The sequence below is a fragment of the Pseudocnuella soli genome (assembly GCF_004347775.1).
GTDB classification, from domain to species: Bacteria; Bacteroidota; Bacteroidia; order Chitinophagales; family Chitinophagaceae; genus Flavisolibacter; species Flavisolibacter aquaticus.
This window is the reverse complement of sequence record NZ_CP037755.1, coordinates 2221906-2244928: the sequence shown is the minus strand read 5'-3', so window position 1 is coordinate 2244928 and position 23023 is coordinate 2221906. Positions and strand designations below refer to the sequence as shown.

Sequence of the window (23023 nt, the reverse complement as noted above, 5' to 3'; positions counted from 1 at the left end):
ACATGCAGCCGCCAAATGGCAAAGCAAGGCAACTTCAGCAATTCCTGCATCACGAAATTGCCCGGCCTAATCAAAATCATATGCAGTATGCAGCGGAACCGCGGCCCTACATACAATTTACTTACATTTATTGACCACAAACAGGTACACCCCATGAGCCATACCTCCCTTTTTTCCCTGTTATTTTTTGTACTGCTTGCGGCACCGGCCGATGCACAACAAGCGCAGGCCAGGCCGGCAACAACCGCCACATTTACCAACCCGCTTAAAGTGCAGTTTGGCGACCCTTATGTTTTGTATACAAACGGAACTTATTATATGTATGGCACCGGCGGTGCCGATAAAGGTTTTGCCGCCTACTCCTCTTCCGACATGGTAACTTGGAAAAAGGAAGGGCAGGTTTATTTTCACAACAACCCCAACGGATGGAGCGATCCGAAAGCTGCATGGGGCGGTGCTTACTGGGCACCGGAAGTATACGAAGTGCAGGGCAAATATTATATGTTTTATAGTGCACAATGGAAAGAAAACCCAACCAACGAGGAAGAAAATTTTCGCATAGGCGTAGCCGTTGCTGATAAGCCCACAGGCCCGTTTATAGACCTTGCAGCCAAACCTGTTTTTGATCCCGGCTATCCCATCATCGACGCCAATGTTTTTTTTGATACCGATGGTAAAGCTTATCTCTATTATTCGCGTGCCTGTTACAAACACCCGGTGGAAAGCGAAATTGCCGACATGGCCCGCCAGAAAGGATGGTATCAAGAAATTGAAGAAAGCTGGGTGTATGGCGTGGAGCTGAAACCCGATTTTTCCGGCGTTGTTGGCGAACCCGTCATGCTGCTGCGTCCGCCGTTAAGCCTCAAGGACAAACAAGCTGAATGGGAAAGCCGCTCTGTTACTTCACGAGAGGTAAACCGCCGCTGGACGGAAGGTTCTGTGACGTTTAAAAAAGATGGCTTGTATTATATCATGTATTCAGCCAACCATTTTGGCGGGCAGCATTATGCCATTGGTTATGCTACCGGCAACTCGCCGCTAGGGCCTTTTACGAAAGCTGCCAACAATCCTGTTTTGCAAAAGAACACAGGCAAAGGCGGTGCCGTTTCCGGGACGGGGCACAACAGCATTGCCTACTCGCCGGATGGCAAAGAAATGTTTTGCGTGTACCATGGCCGCACGGCAAAAACAGGCAACGAACGGGTGGTGTTCATCGATCGCATGCAAGTGGCCAATGGTAGAATAACTATTGCTGGCCCCACTACTGCACCGCAAAAATTGCCATCGGGTGTTGCGCAGCCTGCTGGTAAAAAATAAGATTGCAAACATTTGCTTTACGTTGCTGGTGCATTGCACCGGTCATCTATAGCCACGCCATTATTTGTGATGCACTGCAAAACACCTTGAACTGTTTACAAACAGTATTGCAGCATTGCAAAATCCATTGATCTAAGTCAGTAATATTTCTTGCTTTGCCTCAACGGAGTGAGGCGGCATGTGGGAGTAGTTTTGCTGTATCAAATTAAAACAACACAAACATGGCAAACATTCAATGGGCAATTGACCCCACACACTCCGAAGTACAGTTCAAGGTAAAACACCTGATGATCACTACCGTTACCGGCTATTTCAAAAAGTTTGATGCCGTAGTGGAAACCGAAACAGAAGATTTTGCAACTGCGAAGAAAATTGAGTTCACTGCTGATATTGACTCTATTGACACAAACAACGAACAGCGTGATACCCACCTTAAATCAGCCGACTTTTTCAACGCGGAAGAACACAGCCAGCTGCGCTTTGTGGGCAACCGTTACGAACGCAGTGGCGATGAAGCCAGACTGCACGGCGATCTTACCATTCGCGGCATTACCAAGCCCATTACGTTAAACGTAGAATTCGGGGGCATGGTGGTAGATCCATACGGTCAAACCAAAGCTGGCTTTACTGTAACCGGTAAAATCAGCCGCAAAGAATTTGGTCTTACATGGAATGCCGTAACTGAAGCCGGCAGCGTAGTGGTAAGCGACGACATCCGGATCCTTTCGGAAATTCAGCTGGTAAAACAAGCAGTAGCAGAAACCGTTTAACTGGTTTAACATGGAACAAAAAATATTGGGTCTGCACCATATCACCGCCATTGCGATGGATGCGCAGCGCAATTATGATTTTTATACAAAAGTGCTTGGGCTGCGCCTGGTAAAGAAAACTGTGAACTTCGACGACCCGGGCACTTACCATTTTTATTACGGCGATGCGGTTGGTTCGCCAGGCTCTATCCTTACATTCTTTCCCTGGGAAGGCATTCGTAAAGGACATGTAGGCACGGGCATCGCATCGGAAATCGGTTATGCGGTACCGAAAGGCAGTCTGCCGTTTTGGGCCGACCGGCTCAGCACACATAAGGTGAAACAAGGAAAGATTATTGAACTGTTTGGAGAGCAATACCTGCCGCTGGAAGAAAGCGATGGTTTGCTGTTGCAACTGGTGGAGGCGGGCAAACAAGATACCCGGGCGCCCTGGACAATAGATGGCATCGACGCCAACATTGCCATCAAAGGCTTTCACAGCGTGGTGCTTACGGTACGCAACCTGGCGCCCACTGCAAAAGTGCTGACCGATGTATTGGGCTACCGGTTGCTGCAACAGGAAGGCAACCGTTCCCGCTTCATCACCGATGCCATTGCTACCGCAAATATTGTGGACGTGGTGGAAGACCCCACCGGGCACGGAGCCGTGAACGCTGGCGGTACCAACCACCATATTGCGTTCCGGGTGCAAAACGAAGAAGTGTTGATGGCGTTCCGCGAAAAAGTGTTGCAGGCAGGTTTGCACATTACGGAAAAGATTGACCGCAATTATTTTTATTCGCTCTATTTCCGTGAGCCCGGCGGCATCCTGTTTGAAATAGCAACGGACAACCCCGGATTTGTAACCGACGAAACCTTTGAGGAACTGGGCAAGAAACTGATGCTGCCTGCGCAGTATGAAGGCAAGAGAAAGCAAATCGAAGCGGTGTTGCCGGTGCTGCGTTGATGATATCAGCTTACAGCAATTTTTACGCTAAAATCATAATGCAGCTAGTGAATTAATGCAACATAGGTTGCAGAAAAATAACCTGCAGCAATGCATTCAGTAATCCAACAATTGATTGATGGCATGATCCCGGAATCAAGCTACAACTGATTCCGGGCCTGCTTTTTTAAGCAGCGAAAATATAATTGCAAATAAAAGGGTGTTAGCAATCGGAAAGTATTTTATCGCTACTCTTGACAACACCATAAAACAACAAGACCATGCACCAACAAAATATCCAGGCAGCCGGCAAGGCCGCCGGCCCAGACACCAAGGTATTGATCATGCTGCACGGACGTGGCGGCAGCGCAGCTGATATTTTATCCCTTGCTGCCTACCTCAATGTGGAAGACTTTGCGCTGGTGGCACCGGAGGCAACCGGCAATACCTGGTATCCTTATTCATTTTTGGCACCGCCGGCGCAGAATGAGCCCTGGCTTTCATCAGCGCTGGAAGTGCTAGAGGAGTTGGTGGCCGACCTATACCGAAAAGGGGTTGAACCGGAAAACTTGTATTTCCTTGGATTTTCGCAAGGTGCCTGCCTCACGCTTGAATTTGTTGCTCGCAACGCCGAACGATATGGTGGTGTAGTGGCGTTTACAGGTGGGCTAATTGGCGATAAAATATATGACGAGAATTACGATGGCGATTTTGACCAAACGCCCATTTTCATTGGCACCAGCAACCCCGATCCGCATGTACCCCTGGAGCGGGTGCAGGCCACTACCAGTTTATTAAAGGAGTTGGGCGCCAACGTTACAGAAAAAGTTTACCCGGGCATGGGACATACCATCAGCCAGGATGAAATTGATTCGGCCAACAAACTTGTATTTAACCCTGAACATAAAACGGCTGAATAAGCAACAATTTGCAAGGTAAAAATGCAAGCTAATGTACCATGCTCCGAAGCGTTACAGCGTTGCGCACAGCATTGCCTTCGCCATCGTTATTGAAATAAACAAACACTTCTTTGCCCATCCTTTTCCATTCTGCAATGCGTTGGGCCCACCACCACAGGTCGGTGTCGGTATAAGAACCGCCGTATAAAAAATTAGTATCAGGGCCGTGCATCCGCAAGTACACGAACGGAGCGGTCGCCCGCAAAATGCACGGCAGATGCGCCCCGCTCATGATGCAATACGCGGCGCCGTGTTGTTCCAATAAATAAAAGATTTCTTCGCGGTGCCAGCTTTCGTGGCGGAACTCGAATGCCACCCGCATCCATGGTGGCAACAATTGCAAAAAGTAACGCAGCCGCTCATAGTCTGCGGCAAACTTTGGCGACAATTGCACCAGCAACACCGCTCTTTTATCGCCCAACTCGTGCCAGCAGCGCTTCATGCGCTTCACCCAGCTTTCAGGTGCATACAACCGCTTTACATGCGTGAGATAGCGCGGTGCTTTTACACTCATTAAGAAATGGGGCGGCAGCCGCCGCTGCCAGCTTTTGAACGAAGCTTGTTGCGGCCACCGGTAAAAGCTGCTGTTCAATTCAACGGTTTGAAATTGCTGCACAAAATAACCAAGGCGGTCCCAAAGCCTTGTACCATGCGGGTACACAATCCCCTGCCAGTGATCATAACTCCACCCTGATGTTCCGATGTGCACACTCATTCAATTATAAGTTTATAATACCTGCTGCATTGAATCGCAGCATCGTTGATGTTGTCATGCTGAGCGCAGCGAAGCATCTGAGCTCCGTAACAATTGTGTTTGCCAAAAAGAATGCTCTTTCAAGTTCTTTAAAACGGAAACAAGCAATGACATCGGTATGAAGAAACTACCGCACATTGAACACATTCATTTAGAATCAACCTTTAGCTTGACGAAATGCATTTGACACATTACTCAGATGCTTCGCTGTGCTCAGCATGACAAATGCAAAGTGGCTGTGTTTTTTCGAGTAGCGAATTATATAAAACCTGATTCGCCGCTTTAAAAAGAAAACATTCCAACACCACTTTAATTCCACATCTACTTCCCCAACCTACTCGCCAAATACTTAGCCGTTTTGCTCTTTTTATTTTGAATGATTTTTTCCGGCGGCCCTTGTACCACAATGGTTCCGCCCTCCGATCCTGCACCGGGCCCCATGTCCATCACCCAGTCCGATGCAGCCACAACATCCATATCATGTTCCACCACAATCACGGTGTTTCCTGCATCCACCAACCGGTTCAGTTGCACAATCAATTTCGCCACATCCGATGGATGCAGGCCCGTGGTAGGTTCGTCCAAAATATACAGCGTATTGCCCTTACCCAGGCGTTGCAGTTCGGTAGCCAGTTTGATGCGCTGTGCCTCGCCGCCGGACAGTTCCGTTGCGGGCTGGCCCAACCGCAGGTATCCAAGCCCAACTTCCTGCAACACAGAGAGTGCACGGCTTACAGCAGGTTCTTCGCTAAAAAAATGGGCCGCTTCATCCACAGTCAATCCCAACACCTGCGCAATGTTTTTGTCTTTATAAGTTACCTCCAGCGTTTTTGCATTGAAACGGGTGCCGCCACACACCGGGCAGGGCGCATATACCGAGGGCAGAAACAATAATTCCACCATTACAAAGCCTTCCCCTTCGCAGTTCTCGCAGCGGCCTTTGCCTACGTTAAATGAAAAACGGCCTGCGTCATATTTCCGAGCCTTCGCCATTTTAGTGCCGGCAAATAATTTTCGCACCGTATCGAACAACCCGGTGTAAGTAGCCAGGTTGCTGCGTGGTGTGCGGCCAATGGGTTTCTGATCTACACGCACCAAGCGTTTGATCCTCTCCATGCCAGCAGTTATTTTGCCACCCAGCGTTTGTGCTTCGGAGGCATCCAGCACATCGCCGTCTTCTTCCTCGGCAGGCAACTCGTGCCCAAGGCAATCGGCCACCAACTCCACCAGTGCGCCGCTTACCAGGCTACTTTTACCCGACCCCGAAACACCGGTTACACTGGTGAGCACACCCAATGGGAAAGCCGCATCGAGGCCTTCGATATTATTGCGGTAAATGCCTTTCAATTGCAACCAGCCGTTGGGGGTTCTCGGCTCCCGCTCTTCGGTTCCCCCGGTAGCAAACAAATATTTTCGGGTATGCGACGCCGTTATTTTTTGTAAACCATCAGGTGGACCGCTGTACAGCACTTCGCCACCCCTTTCACCGGCGGCAGGCCCTACATCCACAATCCAGTCGGCATGGCGAATCACATCGAGTTCATGCTCCACCACAAATAGCGAATTACCGCCTGCTTTCAGCCCGTCCAATGCCCGCAACAGGGCCTCGGTATCGGCAGGGTGCAAGCCGGCAGAAGGTTCATCAAGCACATACACCACGCCGAATAAGTTGCTCCGCACCTGCGTAGCCAGCCGAAGGCGCTGCAGCTCGCCGGGCGATAGTGTTGGCGTGCTGCGTTCCAGCGTGAGGTAACCCAAGCCAAGATCGAGCAACACCTGGAGGCGGCCCACCATATCTTCGGCAATGCGCTGTGCCACCATTGCTTTTTCTTCGTGGTGTTCCGCTGCATGTTTTTTAATGCCTGCAGCGGTGCCATTTGCATACGGTAAAAAAATAGCGTGCAATTGTTTTAGCGGCTGCCGCGATATTTCGGTAATGTCGAGGCCTGCAAATTTTACCGAAAGGGCCTCTTGCCGTAATCGCCGGCCACCGCAGGTGGGGCATTCCGATGGGATCATGTATTGCGCCACACGCCGTTTCATCAGGGCGCTTTGCGTGTTGGCAAAAGTGTGCAACACATAGCGGCGGGCACTGGTAAAAGTACCCATATAGTCGGGCGGCATTTTTTGTTTTATAGCCCTTTTCACCTGCTCCTTATCGAAGCCGGGATACACAGGCAGCTGCGGTTGTTCCTCGGTAAACAAGATCCAGTCGCGGTCCTTTTTCGGCAGGTCGCGCCAGGGCATGTCCACATCATAACCCATTGTGGTCAATATGTCCCGCAGGTTTTGCCCGCCCCAGGCCAGTGGCCATGCAGCAATAGCCCGTTCGCGAATGGTCAGCTTGTCGTTGGGCACCATGCTCCGCTCCGTAACCTCGTAAATGCGGCCCAAGCCGTGGCATTGCGGGCAGGCACCTTCGGGCGTATTTGGCGAAAAGCCCTCGGCGTAAATGATGCCCTGACCTTTTGGATAATCGCCGGCACGGCTGTACAGCATGCGCATCAGGTTGCTCAGTGTGGTAACCGAGCCCACCGAAGACCGGGTGCTGGCGCCGCCGCGTTGTTGTTGCAGGGCCACGGCAGGCGGCAATCCTGCAATGCTATCCACCACCGGTATGGGCATTTGGTGAAACAGGCGCCGCGCATAGGGCGACACGGACTCGAGGTACCGGCGCTGCGCCTCGGCATACAGTGTTCCAAATGCCAGCGATGATTTTCCCGAACCCGAAACGCCGGTAAACACCACCAGCGCATCACGGGGAATGGAAAGACTGACATTCTTCAAGTTGTGTTCCCGGGCACCCCGCACATGAACAAAGCCATCCTGCTTGTTTTGTTGCTGCATGCTCTATCTGCCATCAAATGATGTGCCCTCAAATAGTACATGAGTAATATTTACCGGCAGTAAAAACGTTGGCTTTATCTAAAATAAAGCTGCCGGCACGTAAAAAGTTTGGCCGCCGGAGGCTTATGGCACACAAATTATGCACTTAGTGGAACAGCCTACAACATATGGAAAGAACCACAGTAATAGACGATAAGCTGCATTGGTATAAAGATGCGATCATATACGAACTGCACATCAAGGCATTTTTCGACGGCAATGGCGACGGCATTGGCGATTTTGAAGGCCTGCTGCAAAAACTCGATTACCTGCAGGAACTGGGTGTAACCGCAATTTGGGTATTGCCTTTTTACCCTTCGCCGCTGCGCGATGATGGCTATGATATAGCAGATTATTACAGCATCAACCCACGCTATGGCACCATCGAGCAGTTTCAACAGTTCCTGGACGAGGCGCACAAACGCAACCTGAAAGTGATCACCGAGTTGGTGGTAAACCACACATCGGACCAGCACCCGTGGTTTCAGCGGGCACGCAGGGCGCCCAAGGGTTCGCCGGAACGCGATTATTATGTTTGGAGCGACGACCCCACCAAGTACAAAGATGTGCGCATCATATTTACCGACTACGAAGCTTCCAACTGGAGTTGGGACCCCTTGGCGCAGCAATATTACTGGCACCGCTTTTTTCACCACCAGCCTGACCTGAACTTTGACAACCCGCTGGTGCAGGAAGAGATCATTAAAGTGCTGGATTACTGGTGTACGATGGGTGTTGACGGCTTCCGGCTGGATGCCATTCCATACCTGTTTGAGCGGGAAGGCACCAATGGCGAGAACCTGCCCGAAACGCATGCATTCCTTAAAAAGCTCAGGGCGCATATTGATGAACGTTACCCCAGCGTTTGTTTCCTGGCCGAGGCCAATATGTGGCCGGAAGATTCGGCCTCTTATTTTGGTGATGGCGACGAGTGCCACATGAACTATCATTTCCCCGTAATGCCCCGCATGTTCATGGCGCTGCAACGGGAAGACCGCTACCCTATTACCGATATTTTCGACCAAACACCCGAGATCCCGGAAAATTGCCAGTGGGCCATTTTCCTGCGCAACCACGATGAGCTGACGCTGGAGATGGTGACCGACGAAGAGCGGGATTATATGTATAAAGTGTATGCAAAAGACCCGAAGGCAAAGATCAACCTGGGCATACGCCACCGGCTGGCGCCGCTGATGGAAAACGACCGCCGCCGGATTGAGCTGATGAACTCGCTGCTGTTTTCGCTGCCCGGCACGCCGGTTATTTATTACGGCGATGAAATAGGTATGGGCGATAATTTTTACCTCGGCGACCGCGACGGCGTTCGAACACCCATGCAGTGGTCGCCTGATCGGAATGCAGGTTTTTCGGACACCAACCCGCAGCGGTTGTACCTGCCCGTTATCCTCGACCCGCAATACCATTATGAGTCGGTAAACGTGGAAACGCAACGGGCCAATACTTCCTCCTTATTTTGGTTTATGAAGCGCATCATCAATATGCGCAAAAAGTTCAAGGCATTCAGTCGCGGCAACATGAACTTTATTCATGTGGACAATCCAAAAGTGCTGGCATTTACCCGCAGTTATGAAGATGAAACGCTGCTGATTGTTACCAACCTCTCCAAGTTTGCGCAGCCGGCTGAAATTGAGCTCAATGACTTTAAAGGCTATATCCCGGTGGAGGCATTTAGCCGCAATAAATTTCCAGCCATCCGCGATGGTGTGCCTTACTTTTTTACGCTGGCGCCACACTCCTACCAATGGTTTGTGTTGCAGAAAAAAGGCACCGAAACAACCTCGGAAGTGCGGCATCCGCATATTGCGCTTAACGATGATAGTGAGCTGCTGAACAGCACGGTGGTGGAGCAGTTGCAAAACGAAATTTTACCCCAGTACATACAACGCATGGACTGGTTTACCGGCAAAGACAAAAACCTGTACAGCACCGCCATCATTGCCCGCACATCGCTGCCCATGGGCGAAAAGGACGTGGACGTGGTGCTGGTGGAAGTAGGGTTTGAAAGCGCCTTGCCCGAATACTACCAACTACCGCTGGTGTACTGCAATTACGAAGAAGGCCGGGAACTGTCTGTAAACCATCCCGATGCAATTGTGGCCCGTATCAGCGGCGGTGGCCGCGACGGGTACCTGTGCGATGCGGTGTATACCACCGATTACCAGCACCAGATATTGGCTGCACTGGGTACGGGTAAACGCTATATGGAAAGCGGCGCACTAGTTTTTTCATCGGTGCCGGAAGTACAACAATTTTTGACACAGGATATAGAGTTGCAATCGAAAGTGCATACTACTTCGGAGTTGCACACGGCTATTATTTACAACAACCGTTACTTTTTAAAAGTGTATCGTCGCGTCGATCGCGGCATGCACCCCGATGTGGAGATCACCCGTTTTTTAACCACCCATGCACCCAACCTCACTACCAAGTATGCCGGCAGCATGGTGTGGCACCTGGGACAAACCGAGTTTTACCTGGGCATGCTGGAGCACCTGGAAGAAAACCACGGCGACGGGCACCGTTACATGCTGGAGCGCATTGCCAACCTGATTGAACGCATATTGGCCCGCGACCGGTCGATGCTGGCTGCTTACCCGCAACTGGGCACACTTTCGGACCCCGTTGGTTTTGATGAACTGCCTGAAAATATCAAGGAATTTTTAGGCACCAATGCATCAGACGTGGCCCGCAATGTTGGTTATGGTTTGGGCAATATTCATAAGACGCTTGCCAGCAGCACGGAACCGAGTTTTGTTCCAGAAGAATTTTCGCTGCACTACCAACGGTCGCTTTTTTCATCCATGACATCGCTGGTGCGGGAAACAGTTCAGGCCATTCAAAAAAGCACGGGACTGCCCGCCGACCTGCAGGCTGAAGTGGAAGCATTAGCGGGGCAACGCGAAGAATTGCTGGAGCGGTTGCGCCGCATTTACAGCAAAAAATTCGACGTGGCTAAAATCAGGATTCATGGCAACCTGGGCCTGTCGCACATACTGCTTACGGGCAAGGACCTGGTGATCCATGATTTTGGCGGCAACCCAATGCGGCCCTACAGCGAACGTATATTGAAACGTTCTCCGCTTAGGGATGTGGCCACTATGATCCGTTCGTTTTATTATGTGGCGTACGAAGGCTTTTTAACCTCGTCGCACATACCTGTTGAAGAACAAAGCAGCCTGTTGGCCTTTGCTGATTTCTGGACGCACTATATGAGCAACTTTTTGCTAAAGGCTTATATAACCGAAACAACGGGCAGTGGTTTTTTCCCGGAAGAAAAAGCGGAGTTCGATATTTTAATCCAAACGTTTTTGCTGGAAAATGCGTTGCAATGGTTCAATTTCGAAATGGCGCACCGGCCCGAACGGGTGATCATTCCGTTGCGCATTATTCAAAGCATCATGAAGAAAAATTGATCCCGTCGGATCAATATTTCGATGCATTAAATAAAACAAAAAAGCCGCTGCAAATGCAGCGGCTTTTTTTATTAAATGCGTTTCGACAAAATTAAAGGTTCATGCGCTTCAACTCCTTCACTGCATAATCGCAAGCCCTTGCCGTTAGCGCCATATAAGTAATGGAAGGATTAACACAGGAACCCGATGTCATGCAGGAGCCGTCGGTGATGAATACGTTGGGCACTTCGTGCATTTGATTAAAACCGTTGAGGACAGAGGTTTTTGGGTCGCGGCCCATGCGGGCAACGCCCATTTCGTGGTTGGCATTGCCGGGGAAAGACATGGTACCTTGCGCCCTTACATTCTTATATCCAGATGCTTCCAAAAGCTCTGCGCCGGTTACCAGTATGTCGTCGAACATGGTTCGCTCATTTTCCTTAAAGCTGCAATCAACCGAAATGAGTGGCCGGCCCCATTGGTCTTTTTTATCGCTGTTGAGTGTAACGCGGTTTGCTGCATATGGCAAACATTCGCCAAAAGCATACAGCCCAATGCGCCACGGACCAGGCACGGTAAGCGCCTCTTTTAATTCAGCACCGATAGCAGCGTCACCAGCCTGCGCCCCACGCGATGCGCTGCCACCAAAATGGTAACCCCGCACAAAAGCCGGATGCTTTTCTGTTACGTTGCGGAACCGCGGAATATAAATGCTGGTGGGCCTGCGGCCATAATAATAGCTGTCTTCAAAACCTTCCACATCGGCGCTGATGTTGATGCCTTTAAAATGATCCATCAGGTTGCGGCCCACTTGGTCGGAGCCATTGCCCAAACCATTTGGAAAACGCGATGAAACCGAGTTGAGCAAAATGGCGGCAGTAGCTACGGTAGCCGCATTCAGGAAAACGATGTTTGCGTAAAATTCTTCTGTTTGCCTACTTACCGTATCAATGATTTCCACGCCGGTTGCCCGTCCTTTTTCTTCATCGTACAACACGCGGTTTACCAGCGAATGCGGCCGCACTGTAAGGTTGCCCGTTGCATAAGCAGCGGGAATAGTGCTGGCATTGGTGCTGAAATAAGCACCATACGGGCAACCGCGGTGGCAGAGGTCGCGGGCCTGGCAAGTACCCCGCCCTTTTACGGGCTTGGTGAGGTTGGCCGTGCGGCCCATAATCACGTGGCGGTCCTTGAACTTTTGCGCTACCTGCCCTTTAAAATGCTGCTCCACGCAGTTCATTTCAAACGGCGGCTGAAAATTTCCATCGGGCACTACGGCAATGCCATCGCGGTTGCCGCTAACACCCACAAACGATTCCACGTAATCGTACCAAGGCGCAATGTCTTTGTAGCGAATGGGCCAGTCCACTCCATGGCCATCTTTAAGGTTTGCTTCAAAATCAAGGTCGCTCCACCGATAACAGGCACGGGCCCACAGCATGGAGCGGCCACCTACAATATCGCCGCGGATCCAGTCAAAGCGGCTTTTTTCTTCGTATGGATTTTCAAGGTCGTCGATGTAAAAATGCTTGTTGTCCTCCCGCAGCGAATAGTGGCGGGCTTGTATGTGGTGGCGCCGTCGGTCTTCCTCGGTCAACGTCATGCGGTGCGCAAACTCCCAAGGTGCTTTTGTAGCCGTTGGGTAATCGCCGTGTTCCACGTTGCGGCCACGATCGAGCAGCAGCACTTTCAGCCCTTTTTCACACAACTCTTTTGCGGCCCATCCACCGCTGATGCCCGAGCCAACAACGATGGCATTGTATGTGTTTTTTTTCACCGACTCGGTATTGAGATAGGGTGGATCGTTTTGCATGCTGTTAAAACGTTTACTTGAAATATTATTTGTGTAAATACTAAAAACGGGCAGCCTGCAGGCTATCGGTCAAGATATTGTTTAATAACACCGGGAAAATGTGCCAGTGCAATCTCGGGTTCGGCAATATCGGGGTGCCAGAGCTTTTCCCATTCAAAGCTATAAAAGCCGCCGTAGCCGCCAGCAGCCAATGCACGAACACCATCGAGCACCGGGGTCTCCCCTTCGCCAAACAACTTGTATGCAGGTTTGCCTTCCACCAGTTGTGCATCTTTCAGGTGCACGTGCCTGATGTACGGCTTGAGTTTTTGATATGCATCGGCAGGCGCCTCTTTTGTTACCACCCACATATTGGTTACATCCCAAATAAGGCCTACCTGCTTGTGTGCGGTTGCCTGCATTATCGCCACCAGGTCGTTGATGTACACCACATCGCCATGTGTTTCCAGCAACACCGTTACCCCTTTGCCTTTTGCATAATCGCCCAATTCTTTCAGTCCCGAAACGATCAATGCAATGGTGGCGCTTTTATCTACGTCTTTGGGAAAATTGTTGGGAAAAACGCGAACATAAGGACAAGAAAGTTGCTGCGCCAGGTCAATGAAACGACGGCCATCCGCCAGGTTTTTATCCCGCTCCGCACCGGGCGGAAAATGCAGCGTGGCCGAGGAACCAAGCCCCACAAACTGCAACCCGGCCGCTTTCATCATGGCCATTGTTTTGCGGCGTGCTTCGGTGGTGCTGAATTCGGGGCATTGCGGTAAATCCATCTGGCGTTGTATGCCGCGAACCTCTAAACCCTTGTATCCATGCTGCGCCGCAAAGGATACAATTTTATCAAACGACCAGTCGGGGCAACCCAATGTTGAAAACGAAAGTTTGGGGCTTTCTGCAACGGCCGCAAACGATGGCCTGACGGCAAGCGCAGCCAGCATCAGTGCGGAGGATTGCAAGAATTTTTTTCGGGTGATGGTGTTCATGGCAAAGCAGCCGCTTGTTGCTGCCACCCCAAGATACAATAGCACCCGCAATGCACCGGCGCATGGCTAATATTTTTACATAAATGAGCCCTATTTTGCTACAACCATTTCGTTGCACAACTTTGCGGCAGCAGCTAGGCCTGTGCAAGGTCATAACGAATGCACGGGTACTTCCTTATCTTTAGCCCTCTTACTCCTGCATGAAAAAAGTCATTACTTCCGGGCTCATCGTTGGTTTGATCCTTTTTGTTGTTAGCTATGGCGGGCTGTTTTTAGCCATCCGTTTTTTCCCCGAACTTTTTGTGATGTACAACAACCCGCTGTTCAATTCGGATGGCAGCCGCGACCTGCTGTTTTACCTGCACGCTTTTATTATTGCGCTGGCGCTGTCGTGGTTTTGGGAACGATTCAAAGGCTTGTTCCCCGGGCCGTTTGTGTTGCGTGGGCTGGAGTTTGGGCTGGTGTATGCGCTGGTGGCGCTTTTGCCGGTGATGTGGATCACATTCAGTTCGCTGGACATTACCTTCCTGATGGTAGCCAGCTGGTTTATTTATGGCCTGGTGCAGGCAGTGCTGGCGGGGATCATTTTTGCTAAAATCAACCCGTAATTTTTTTAATAAAGCAACAGCTCAAATATGTAAGAAGGCAAAATTAAAAAGTCAAAAATTAGGGGCTCATTATTCCCGCTTTTGACTTTTTGAATTTTGCCTTTTGAATTTCTATTCGATCACTTTTATTTTCAGATCAAACACCACGTTCAGTTCGTTGTTGGTTTTGATCATGCCGCCCAATTTACGCGGCGGTGCAATGTTGAAATCGGAAAAATTTACCTGCTGCGATCCTATCAGGTTGAGCACACCCCTATCGGCTGCCACTACTTTGTAAGCCACTTCAAATTGCTTGGACACACCTGCCAGTTCAATATGCACCATGCCCTTGGTAAATGCCTGGCGGGTACCGTTTTCGGGGTATTTATTGATGGAAACAAAACGGATCACGAGGTACGGATGCTCTTTCGACTTCAAGGTCTTCCGCAGGTCGGCGGTCATCACCGGGTTGTGGCAATCAAACTGCTGCACATCCAGTTTGATGTGCCCGTTCAATTGCACAAAAGGCTTTCCGCCCTTTACCACCATGATGGTATCGGGGCGACTGTAATTGGCAATAACACAGCTGAAATTGTTTACGTTGGTGCTGCCATCCACCTTGAGCGAACACCCGCTGGTAATGACCCAACGGGTTAACGCCGGTTTGCCGTGCTGAAAACCAGAACACAGGCAAAGCACCATAAACAAAACAAACAGCCGGAGTTTCATGCGTCCATTACATTTTTCCTGACATCATGATGCCGATTTTACAACTGGTAAAAGCATCGCTGGTGGCATGTACTCAAATAATCAAAAACCACCTGCAAAATGCGCCGGCATCAAGGGGCAAGATTAAAGTAATTATGGGGCAAAAACGTTTACTTAAATCAAACGCCAGCACCAAAAACAATAACCTTAATCAGGAACAAACGTGACGAAAAACGGTGCTTATTGTCGTACCTATTGTTTGCCCGCGCCAATAGCCCGGTCGAGGTGCACATAGCCGCCGTCCACATGAATGAGTTGGCCGGTGGTGTGGCTCGATACATCAGACAGCAGGAAGGCCACCATGTTGGCAATTTCGGTGGCAGTGGTCATGCGTTGCTCCAGCGGAATGCGGGCGGTGATCTCCTTTAATTTTTCATCGCCATCGGGCATTGATTTGATCCACGAATCATACATCGGCGTGTAACACTCTGCCACGATCACCGCATTGACACGGATGCTGTAGGGCAGCAACTCCACCGCCCATTCGCGGGTCAGCGCATTGCGGCCGCCGTTGGCCGCAGCATATGCAGATGTGCCGCCCTGGCCGGTTTCCGCCGTTTTTGAAGTGATGTTTACAATGGCGCCTTTTGATTGTTTCAGGTAAGGCAAAGCATAGTGCGCCGCCAGGTAATAATGCACAAGGTTGCTGTGCAGCGATTCCATAAAACGCTGGTACGATCCGTGTTCCAGGTTCACGCCATCATTGAGGCCGGCATTATTCACCAGCCCGTCGATGCGGCCATAAAGGGCAGCAGCTTCAGCCACAGCACGTTCCACTTCTTCGGGTTTACTCAGTTCCACAGTTACTGCATGTGCGGTTCCGCCGGCCTGTGCTACTTCCTGCACGGTGGCGGCGTTGTCGTCGGCATTACGGCCAAGTATAACCGCAATCGCACCTTCGGCTGCCAGTACCTGCACAATGCCCTGCCCAATACCTTTGGCGCCGCCTGTTACCAGTATTACTTTATCTGCTAAATGTAGGTTCATACAATCGTTGGTTGTAGTGTTGGCAAAATGGGCCATGCCCGTTGCGCTAAAGATAATGGAGCGGGTGCAATGAACTTTTGATGGAATAGAAAAAGTAAAAAGGCAACATTCAAAACGCAAAAGTGCACTTCTGTCCGTTATCCTATTTGAATATTACCTTTTTACTTTTTATTGAATCAACGTCTTGAAAAATGGCAGCAACTCCTCCGCCAGTATTGCATGGTCTTCCACGCTGGGATGGCCGGTGCAGCCTCTTGCGTTCATGGGTTTAAACAGGTGAACGGCCAGCTTTTTTGCCTGCGGATTGGCTGCGTCAACCTGTTGCTTTACTGCGGAAAGGCAGTTGTGCAGCGTTTGCCGTGCGGTGCCTTTTACCATCGGGCTGCTGAGCAAAGCGATTTGCGCAGCAGGATATTTCGATTGCACGAGTTGTACAAATTGGATATAGTTGCGGACAAATGCAGCGCTATCGAATGGCAGTCGCTTTTTAACGCCATCACCGTTACTGAAATCGTTGGTGCCTAATGCAATGCTCACTACCTGCGGTGCGTATTTTGTAAAATCCCAGCGATCCTTATCCCCGGGCTGAAAACTTGTGGATTCATACACTTGCGGCATGGTTGGCCCGTCGCTGTTCCAATTGCGGTAAATGCCAATGCCGCTTACACTGCTCATGACAAACTGGGTACCGAGTGCACGGGCTACTCTTGGACCATAAGCGTAGTAGGCGTTGTGTTGGTCGTGGTACACGCCGGTGCCGCAGGCCACTTCCGATGCGTCTGCGGCAGCGCCACAGGTAATACTGTTGCCAATAAACTCGATGAGCGGTGCTGCTTTTTTTTGCAATGGCTGCACCTTCGTTGCATTAATTTTTGCAATAGCAATAGGACCTGTATGTGCTTCCGTGGCTTTGTATATCCACACCGCATGCTTGCCTGCTTTTGCGGCTCGCAGTATAATGGTGGTATCCTTACCACCAAACACTTTGATGCGTTGACCGTACGATCCGTCCATTTCAAACTGCAGGTAATTGTGCCCCTGGCTCGAAGGCAGCCGTGCATCGATCCTGCATTCAGTGCCTTCAAAACTAAAACCAAAATGCGCGGCCGAACTGATCAACTCCAACTGGCCGCTACTATTCAGCAACGTACGACCATACGGCTGCAATGCACTAGCAGCAACAGTTTCCGTAGCAGGGTTGCTTCTATTTACTGCAACACAACCCGATATACACAAAGAAAAAAGCAACAAGGAATAGAGCAAAAGGGAACGCATCATGTCCGGTAATTAATATCCGGCCCAAGGTAGTGAGCCACAGGATAGCAGGTGCAAAAAAGTGGATGCAAATGCTGGCAACCTGCACAACAAATGTTGCAGGCTACCGGTTTGGCACCTACATACAGTGGCGCAGCTAAATGCGTTAGTCGCGCCGCAACAGTAATGCAACGATCACTTTAAATACCTGCCAGTTCATGTTCAGATCTTTTCCACAGCCATTTTTTCTTCAGGCCGTTGTGTGTTTCGGAAAGTTTAATGCAGTTTAACTGCACTGCGTAAATATGCCCGGAAATGGCCACAGCAAAAGGATAACGCTTGTAATAGAGCCGTGCAGCCCGCAGGGCCGCATACTGATCATCCGGCAAAACTTCGCCGGTAAACTGCACGCCCCGCGTATCGAGCGGTGTTAATTTAGCGGGTAAAATGGTGCCTGCCACCCGCCTGTTCTCGGCAATCATGCGGGCATGTGCCGTGTCGGGCGATGATTTAAAATACAACCATCCATTCGCCTCGTCGTAGGCGCAATAACAGTTGAAGCAATAAGGAAACCCTTCTGCATCCACGCAACATACCGAAGCCAGTTTTTGCTCATGTAAATATGCTGTGATGGTTGCGTCCATATATGGCGGTTCGGGGTTTATGGCTACAAAGAGCGCCATTTTACCCACCAAAAAATTTGACCTGTATCATGTTTGGAGGCGGCATTTATCAGTTCGCAGCTTAAGTTTCCTAGTGGTTGTTGTATTTGTAAAAAAATCCCGCAGCAAATGCGTTTGCACAAAACCGCCTAATTTGGACGGCAATGGAAATCACACCCGAAGTATTAGCGCTGGCCCAAAAGATCTGGGATTACCACCATGTAAACCACCAGTTGGTGCCGTCCGATTGCATCCTTACACTGGGCAGCCACGATACACGTGTGGCCCATCGTGCCGCGGAATTGTACCACAAAGGCTGGGCGCCGCTGCTAATTTTTTCGGGCGGGCTTGGCCGCCTTACCGAGGGCATGTGGACGGAAAGCGAAGCAGCCCGTTTTGCGCGGATTGCCGTGGAGGCAGGTGTGCCACCGGAAGCCATTTTACTCGAAGACAAATCGACCAACACCGGTGAGAACATACAATTTGTACAACAAGTGCTGCAGCAGAAAGCACTAAATCCGCAACAGTTCATCGTGGTGCAAAAGCCGTATATGGAGCGACGCAGCTATGCCACGTTCAAACAAAACTGGCCCCAAAAAAGCTTTGTTGTTACATCGCCGCAGATCCCTTTTGCCGAATACCCGAATGACGAGATCAGCATGGAACAGGTGATCCAGATCATGGTGGGCGACTTGCAGCGGATCAAAATTTACCCGCAAAAAGGCTTCCAGGTGTACCAGGAAATTCCGGATGATGTGTGGGCCGCATACGAGCAATTAGTGGCCATGGGTTTCAATAAACAACTGGTGCGGGTATAGTGCTGTATTAGCAGCAATGGATTAAGGCTTTGCCAAATGTTCCAGTGTTGCTGACTCTATTGGCTGCGGCGCCTAATTTAGCGGCGCTAACAACACCATATCCATTGATAAATATTATAAAATCGACCCCTATAAAAAGCAACAGCTTGCTGCTGGTGTTACTCCTGTTTTTTTGTGTGCCGCTGATGGCACAGGAGGACACAGCATTGATTGAAACACCCGATTCGGCACGTGCTGTTAATGCATCCGTAATGGATGCTTCGCAAAGTGTTTGCTCAAAATTGATGGGGCAAATAAAATCACCCATCGCGCCGCAGCCAATTACGTTACGCAGCATGGCGGTGCCAGCGGTGCTGCTTTCCTATGGCGCAATTTCGCTGACCAGCGATGGTGTGAAAGCATTTAACCGCTCCATACGCGACGAGTTATCGGCGCACAGTTCCGGCAAAGAAATCTGTTTCGATAGCTACGCAAAATACCTGCCCGCCGCTGCGGTGTATGGCCTGAACATCGCCGGTGTAAAGGGCAGGCACAACCTGGTGGACCGCAACATGCTGTACGGGTTTTCGAACCTGATCGGTGGCGGTATAACGGCGTCGGCTAAGCGCATTACCGGTGTGCTGCGCCCCGATTCTTCCGACCGTTATTCCTTCCCCTCAGGGCATGCCACCGGCGCTTTTATAGCCGCTGAATTTTTACGGCAGGAATATAAACACCGCTCTCCATGGTACGGCGTGGCCGGTTATGCAGTGGCTGCGGGCACGGGCTTTTTGCGGATGTACAACAACAAACACTGGTTCAGCGATGTGGTGGCCGGTGCAGGTGTAGGTATCCTTTCCACACGCATAGCGTATTGGCTATACCCGGTTGTAAAAAATGCAGTATTTAAAAACAAGTCCATACAAACTGTTATTGCACCCAGCTATGGACAAGGTGCCTGGGGCTTCACGGTTGTATCCAATTTTTAAAATAAACGCCCCGTTGTGTTGGGGCGTTTTCAATGTATAATATCGGCCCGCTATCGCAGGTCTTCAATGGCCACGGGGTCCATATCGGTATAGTTATAATTCTCACCGGCCATGCCCCAGATAAAACCATAGCTGGCCGTGCCGCAACCCGAATGGATGGACCAGGGCGGCGAAATAATAGCCTGGTTGGCGGCCACCACCAAGTGCCTTGTTTCATGCGGTTCGCCCATCAGGTGCATTACCCGCTGGTTGGGCGCCACATCGAAATAGAAATAAGCTTCCATGCGTCTTGAGTGCACATGCGCAGGCATCGTGTTCCAAACCGAGCCAGGTTCCAAAATGGTAAGCCCCATCACCAGCTGGCTGCTTTGCAGGCCTTCGGCGTGTATGTATTTGTAAATGGTGCGTTTATTGGAGGTCAGGCCATCGCCCACCGTTGCGGGCATTGCTTCAGCTTTCGAGCACTTTTTGTTATCGTAGCGTTGGTGCGCCGGTGCCGATAGCAGGTAAAAAAATGCAGGTGCGCCGGCATCTTTGCTGCGCAACAAAACTTCCTGCGTGCCTTTTCCCAAATAAAGTCCGTCGAGTTTTTCCAGATCATATTCCACGCCATCGGCGGTTACGCGGCCGGGGCCGCCCACATTGATGATGCCCAACTCGCGGCGTTCCAGAAAATATTCGGCCCGCAGTTCGGGATGCGCTTCCAGTTTGAGTGTATGCTGCACCGGGCAGGCACCGCCAATGATCACCCGGTCGTAATGCGAATAAGTGAGTTGAATGGTATCGGCAACATCGAGGTGCTCTATTAAAAAATGCTGGCGCAGTTCGGCGGTGGTCATCCGGCTTACTTCTTTGGGGCTGTGGTGGTAGCGTATCTCCATATCGAGTCCCGAACTTTTCGCGGCCGCTTTTTCCGCAGGCAGTGGTGCACTGTTCATGTGGCGAATGGGTTTGATGAAAAGGGTGAATATGCGGCATTTTTTACCGCGAACAATGGTACGCCAAAAAAATGATTACCACCGAAGCGGCAATGCGCAGTGCCACGTAAGGCATTAAAATGACAACGGACGGAAAGCGCAACCACGTATTGAGTCGGTTGCGCTTTGCATCCGCTTTTTGCCCAGCACAAAATGGGCTTAAATGCTGTTTTCGCCTCTTTTTGTGGTGTTACGGTCAGCACCGTCCGATTCATCTTTGCGTTGGGGTTCGCCTTTTTTATGGCTCACACCCAATGCGCCTTTTTGTGGGTTCTGCTGCTCCTCGCCTTTGCGTGGTGGGTTCACCGTATCGCGGTTGCGGCTGTCTCTTTCGCCTTTGCTGCTGTTACTCATATGTAAAAATTTAGGGTAAATAATCGGGCAACCTTTTCCGGCTGCCCCGCTCTTTTCCCCGAAAGATTGTGCCATAACCGATTAAAAAAACGCGGCGCTCAACAGCACAGGCACAGTTTTTTCCGGGTTAGCGCCACATGAACCCGGCAACAGCGCAACATAAGGAAAGTGAAACAACCGATGCCCCGCCGCCCAAACGCACCAGTGTTTTCCCAGCCCTGCAAAATTCCAATTACCGCATTTATTTTTCCGGCCAACTGGTATCTGTGATCGGTACTTGGCTGCAAATTGTGGCGCAGGGCTGGCTGGTGTTGCAGCTTACTCAGTCGGCATTTTTAATTGGCTTGGTGGCAGCTTTGGCCACCACGCCGTCATTGCTGTTTTCCCTGTTTGGCGGCGTCATTGTTGACCGGTTTCCAAAAAAGCGAATTCTTTTTTTTACACAGCTCACCAACACAGCGCTGGCTTTAACCCTGGGCATCCTCACCATTTTGGGGCTGGCGTCCATCCCCATCATTTGCGTGCTGGCGTTTTGCATGGGCACCGTTAATGCGCTGGATGCACCGGCCCGGCAGGCCTTTATACCCGAAGTAGTGACCAAAGATGAACTGGCTTCGGCGGTGGCGCTCAACTCCGCTGTGTTCAATGCCGGGCGGGTTATCGGCCCGGTCATCGCCGGGATTTTGATTGCCGTGGTGGGCACGGGCTGGGCATTTATTGCCAACGCCGTATCGTACGCCGCCGTGCTGATTGCGCTGCGATTTATGCATATAAAACCATCGCCGCCAAGTCCGCCGCAGCATCCTTTTACCGCCATCAGGCAGGGTATTCAATACGCGTTTGCGCATCCCATCATCCGGGTGCTGCTGGTGTATGTGGCCATCCTGTCCATTTTTGGTTGGTCTTATTCCACGCTCATGCCCATCATTGCGCAAACAGGTTTCGGGCTGGGCGCCACGGGACTGGGTTGGCTGTACACCGCTACGGGCCTAGGTTCGCTGCTGGCCACGCTTGTGGTGAGTGCGGGTGCCAAACGAATCAGGCCCACCTATTTTGTAGTGGGCGGCGCGGTTATTTTTTCCATCAGCCTCATGTTTTTTGCACAAACCAATTCCGTAAAGGCAGCGTTGCCGCTGCTGTTCTTGGTGGGCATGGGTTTGATCAGCCAAAGCGCTATGACCACTACCATGATCCAAAGCATGGTGGAATCACAATTCAGGGGCCGGGTGATGAGCATTTATGTGCTGATGTTTTTGGGCATGTCGCCGGTGGGTAATTTCCTGGTGGGCTTTTTAAGCGACCGGCTTGGTTATGCAACGGCCATTACCATCAATGCAGGTGTGGTGTTGGTAGCTGGGTTGTCGTTGTTGTTGCTGCGCAATAAAATACGAGCCGCTTATCTGACCTATAAAAGCACCCTGCCGCAGTAAAATTCGCTACCGGAAAAGTTTGTTTTGTATGTTTTAGCAAGTCTGCGAAATACCATGACTTATTGAATGGTCGGTTAGTTTTTATCTGAAAAAGATGGGGTCATTTCCTTTATCCGGCCCATCGTCTCTATTCTCGTTTATCAATATGATCGTATAAACTTTTCTTCTTCAACTACATATTTGCTCCATATTTATTTGTAGTACCAGCAGTTTAAATTTTGTTGCGATTATTTCCCTACTATATTTGTAGAGTATTCACAAGCCCATGTTTTTCATTAGGTAAAAAGGTTGCGCCAAACATTGTTTATGTTCGGTGAAACGCATTTGACTAATCGATGTAAGGATTTTTGATGAAGCATCGCGGCATTGATCAGCAAGCGCTATCTAAAACGAACCGGTGT

At 50.5% G+C, this 23023-nt stretch carries 19 protein-coding genes; 9 read left to right on the top strand and 10 right to left on the bottom strand.

The window, feature by feature from the left end; all coding sequences use genetic code 11:
- The first annotated feature begins 153 nt into the window (after positions 1-153).
- From EPD17_RS09280 to EPD17_RS09265, 4 genes are all read left to right on the top strand, one after another.
- Positions 154-1317 carry a glycoside hydrolase family 43 protein gene (locus EPD17_RS09280; protein WP_132056255.1) on the top strand — a complete coding sequence of 388 codons (1164 nt, stop codon included), beginning with the start codon at positions 154-156 and terminating at the stop codon, positions 1315-1317.
- Positions 1318-1538: 221 nt separating this feature from the next.
- On the top strand, positions 1539-2087 hold the full coding sequence (locus tag EPD17_RS09275) for a YceI family protein (RefSeq protein ID WP_132053650.1): 549 nt from the start codon (positions 1539-1541) through the stop codon (positions 2085-2087).
- A gap of 10 nt (positions 2088-2097) precedes the next feature.
- Positions 2098-3033 carry a ring-cleaving dioxygenase gene (locus EPD17_RS09270; RefSeq protein ID WP_132053648.1) on the top strand — a complete coding sequence of 312 codons (936 nt, stop codon included), beginning with the start codon at positions 2098-2100 and terminating at the stop codon, positions 3031-3033.
- A 260-nt stretch (positions 3034-3293) separates the two neighbouring features.
- Positions 3294-3932, top strand: a complete 639-nt coding sequence (locus EPD17_RS09265; RefSeq protein WP_132053646.1) for an alpha/beta hydrolase — start codon at positions 3294-3296, stop codon at positions 3930-3932.
- Positions 3933-3960: 28 nt separating this feature from the next.
- Here the strand turns inward: EPD17_RS09265 and EPD17_RS09260 are convergent, their stop codons facing one another.
- Together EPD17_RS09260 and EPD17_RS09255 are read right to left on the bottom strand one after the other, a co-directional pair.
- Entirely contained in the window at positions 3961-4686 is a 726-nt protein-coding gene (locus EPD17_RS09260) for a DUF72 domain-containing protein (protein ID WP_132053644.1), read from the bottom strand.
- A 360-nt stretch (positions 4687-5046) separates the two neighbouring features.
- A complete protein-coding gene (locus EPD17_RS09255; protein WP_132053642.1) occupies positions 5047-7572 on the bottom strand; it encodes an excinuclease ABC subunit UvrA in 2526 nt (841 codons plus the stop codon).
- 167 nt (positions 7573-7739) lie between these two features.
- Here EPD17_RS09255 and treS point away from each other — a divergent pair, with 167 nt between their 5' ends.
- On the top strand, positions 7740-11045 hold the full coding sequence (gene treS / locus EPD17_RS09250) for a maltose alpha-D-glucosyltransferase (RefSeq protein ID WP_132053640.1): 3306 nt from the start codon (positions 7740-7742) through the stop codon (positions 11043-11045).
- A 91-nt stretch (positions 11046-11136) separates the two neighbouring features.
- Here treS and EPD17_RS09245 read toward each other — a convergent pair whose 3' ends face one another.
- Both EPD17_RS09245 and EPD17_RS09240 read right to left on the bottom strand, forming a co-directional pair.
- Positions 11137-12837: a GMC oxidoreductase gene (locus EPD17_RS09245; RefSeq protein ID WP_132053639.1), complete on the bottom strand. Its 1701-nt coding sequence runs from the start codon at positions 12835-12837 to the stop codon at positions 11137-11139.
- Positions 12838-12899: 62 nt separating this feature from the next.
- Positions 12900-13817 (bottom strand): sugar phosphate isomerase/epimerase family protein, encoded by a 918-nt coding sequence (locus EPD17_RS09240; RefSeq protein WP_132053637.1) that lies wholly within the window; start codon positions 13815-13817, stop codon positions 12900-12902.
- A 200-nt stretch (positions 13818-14017) separates the two neighbouring features.
- Here EPD17_RS09240 and EPD17_RS09235 point away from each other — a divergent pair, with 200 nt between their 5' ends.
- The gene (locus EPD17_RS09235) at positions 14018-14425 is read left to right on the top strand and encodes a hypothetical protein (RefSeq protein WP_114236065.1); all 408 of its coding nucleotides are present in this window, start codon (positions 14018-14020) and stop codon (positions 14423-14425) included.
- Positions 14426-14536: 111 nt separating this feature from the next.
- Here the strand turns inward: EPD17_RS09235 and EPD17_RS09230 are convergent, their stop codons facing one another.
- The 4 genes from EPD17_RS09230 to EPD17_RS09215 form a co-directional block, all read right to left on the bottom strand.
- The gene (locus tag EPD17_RS09230; RefSeq protein ID WP_132053635.1) at positions 14537-15133 is read right to left on the bottom strand and encodes a YceI family protein; all 597 of its coding nucleotides are present in this window, start codon (positions 15131-15133) and stop codon (positions 14537-14539) included.
- A 231-nt stretch (positions 15134-15364) separates the two neighbouring features.
- Entirely contained in the window at positions 15365-16159 is a 795-nt protein-coding gene (locus tag EPD17_RS09225) for an SDR family oxidoreductase (RefSeq protein ID WP_132053633.1), read from the bottom strand.
- A 168-nt stretch (positions 16160-16327) separates the two neighbouring features.
- A complete protein-coding gene (locus tag EPD17_RS09220; protein WP_132053631.1) occupies positions 16328-17437 on the bottom strand; it encodes an SGNH/GDSL hydrolase family protein in 1110 nt (369 codons plus the stop codon).
- 176 nt (positions 17438-17613) lie between these two features.
- Positions 17614-18096 (bottom strand): pyridoxamine 5'-phosphate oxidase family protein, encoded by a 483-nt coding sequence (locus tag EPD17_RS09215; RefSeq protein WP_114236070.1) that lies wholly within the window; start codon positions 18094-18096, stop codon positions 17614-17616.
- A 143-nt stretch (positions 18097-18239) separates the two neighbouring features.
- Between EPD17_RS09215 and EPD17_RS09210 the strand changes: the two genes are divergently transcribed.
- Both EPD17_RS09210 and EPD17_RS09205 read left to right on the top strand, forming a co-directional pair.
- On the top strand, positions 18240-18893 hold the full coding sequence (locus EPD17_RS09210; RefSeq protein WP_132053629.1) for a YdcF family protein: 654 nt from the start codon (positions 18240-18242) through the stop codon (positions 18891-18893).
- Positions 18894-19048: 155 nt separating this feature from the next.
- Positions 19049-19861: a phosphatase PAP2 family protein gene (locus tag EPD17_RS09205; RefSeq protein ID WP_240040792.1), complete on the top strand. Its 813-nt coding sequence runs from the start codon at positions 19049-19051 to the stop codon at positions 19859-19861.
- 50 nt (positions 19862-19911) lie between these two features.
- Here the strand turns inward: EPD17_RS09205 and kduI are convergent, their stop codons facing one another.
- A complete protein-coding gene (gene kduI / locus EPD17_RS09200; protein ID WP_240040786.1) occupies positions 19912-20799 on the bottom strand; it encodes a 5-dehydro-4-deoxy-D-glucuronate isomerase in 888 nt (295 codons plus the stop codon).
- A 198-nt stretch (positions 20800-20997) separates the two neighbouring features.
- The gene (locus EPD17_RS09195) at positions 20998-21192 is read right to left on the bottom strand and encodes a hypothetical protein (protein ID WP_132053625.1); all 195 of its coding nucleotides are present in this window, start codon (positions 21190-21192) and stop codon (positions 20998-21000) included.
- A 137-nt stretch (positions 21193-21329) separates the two neighbouring features.
- On the opposite strand from EPD17_RS09195, the gene EPD17_RS09190 reads away from it, so the two are divergent.
- Entirely contained in the window at positions 21330-22622 is a 1293-nt protein-coding gene (locus EPD17_RS09190) for an MFS transporter (protein ID WP_132053623.1), read from the top strand.
- Positions 22623-23023 lie beyond the last annotated feature (401 nt).

What these genes read in the sequence shown, in the direction of transcription:
- EPD17_RS09280 (WP_132056255.1), top strand. Translation starts at nt 154, where the DNA reads ATGAGCCATACCTCCCTTTTTTCCCTGTTATTTTTTGTACTGCTTGCG.
- EPD17_RS09275 (WP_132053650.1), top strand. Translation starts at nt 1,539, where the DNA reads ATGGCAAACATTCAATGGGCAATTGACCCCACACACTCCGAAGTACAG.
- EPD17_RS09270 (WP_132053648.1), top strand. Translation starts at nt 2,098, where the DNA reads ATGGAACAAAAAATATTGGGTCTGCACCATATCACCGCCATTGCGATG.
- EPD17_RS09265 (WP_132053646.1), top strand. Translation starts at nt 3,294, where the DNA reads ATGCACCAACAAAATATCCAGGCAGCCGGCAAGGCCGCCGGCCCAGAC.
- EPD17_RS09260 (WP_132053644.1), bottom strand. Translation starts at nt 4,686, where the DNA reads ATGAGTGTGCACATCGGAACATCAGGGTGGAGTTATGATCACTGGCAG.
- EPD17_RS09255 (WP_132053642.1), bottom strand. Translation starts at nt 7,572, where the DNA reads ATGCAGCAACAAAACAAGCAGGATGGCTTTGTTCATGTGCGGGGTGCC.
- treS (WP_132053640.1), top strand. Translation starts at nt 7,740, where the DNA reads ATGGAAAGAACCACAGTAATAGACGATAAGCTGCATTGGTATAAAGAT.
- EPD17_RS09245 (WP_132053639.1), bottom strand. Translation starts at nt 12,837, where the DNA reads ATGCAAAACGATCCACCCTATCTCAATACCGAGTCGGTGAAAAAAAAC.
- EPD17_RS09240 (WP_132053637.1), bottom strand. Translation starts at nt 13,817, where the DNA reads ATGAACACCATCACCCGAAAAAAATTCTTGCAATCCTCCGCACTGATG.
- EPD17_RS09235 (WP_114236065.1), top strand. Translation starts at nt 14,018, where the DNA reads ATGAAAAAAGTCATTACTTCCGGGCTCATCGTTGGTTTGATCCTTTTT.
- EPD17_RS09230 (WP_132053635.1), bottom strand. Translation starts at nt 15,133, where the DNA reads ATGAAACTCCGGCTGTTTGTTTTGTTTATGGTGCTTTGCCTGTGTTCT.
- EPD17_RS09225 (WP_132053633.1), bottom strand. Translation starts at nt 16,159, where the DNA reads ATGAACCTACATTTAGCAGATAAAGTAATACTGGTAACAGGCGGCGCC.
- EPD17_RS09220 (WP_132053631.1), bottom strand. Translation starts at nt 17,437, where the DNA reads ATGATGCGTTCCCTTTTGCTCTATTCCTTGTTGCTTTTTTCTTTGTGT.
- EPD17_RS09215 (WP_114236070.1), bottom strand. Translation starts at nt 18,096, where the DNA reads ATGGCGCTCTTTGTAGCCATAAACCCCGAACCGCCATATATGGACGCA.
- EPD17_RS09210 (WP_132053629.1), top strand. Translation starts at nt 18,240, where the DNA reads ATGGAAATCACACCCGAAGTATTAGCGCTGGCCCAAAAGATCTGGGAT.
- kduI (WP_240040786.1), bottom strand. Translation starts at nt 20,799, where the DNA reads ATGAACAGTGCACCACTGCCTGCGGAAAAAGCGGCCGCGAAAAGTTCG.
- EPD17_RS09195 (WP_132053625.1), bottom strand. Translation starts at nt 21,192, where the DNA reads ATGAGTAACAGCAGCAAAGGCGAAAGAGACAGCCGCAACCGCGATACG.
- EPD17_RS09190 (WP_132053623.1), top strand. Translation starts at nt 21,330, where the DNA reads ATGAACCCGGCAACAGCGCAACATAAGGAAAGTGAAACAACCGATGCC.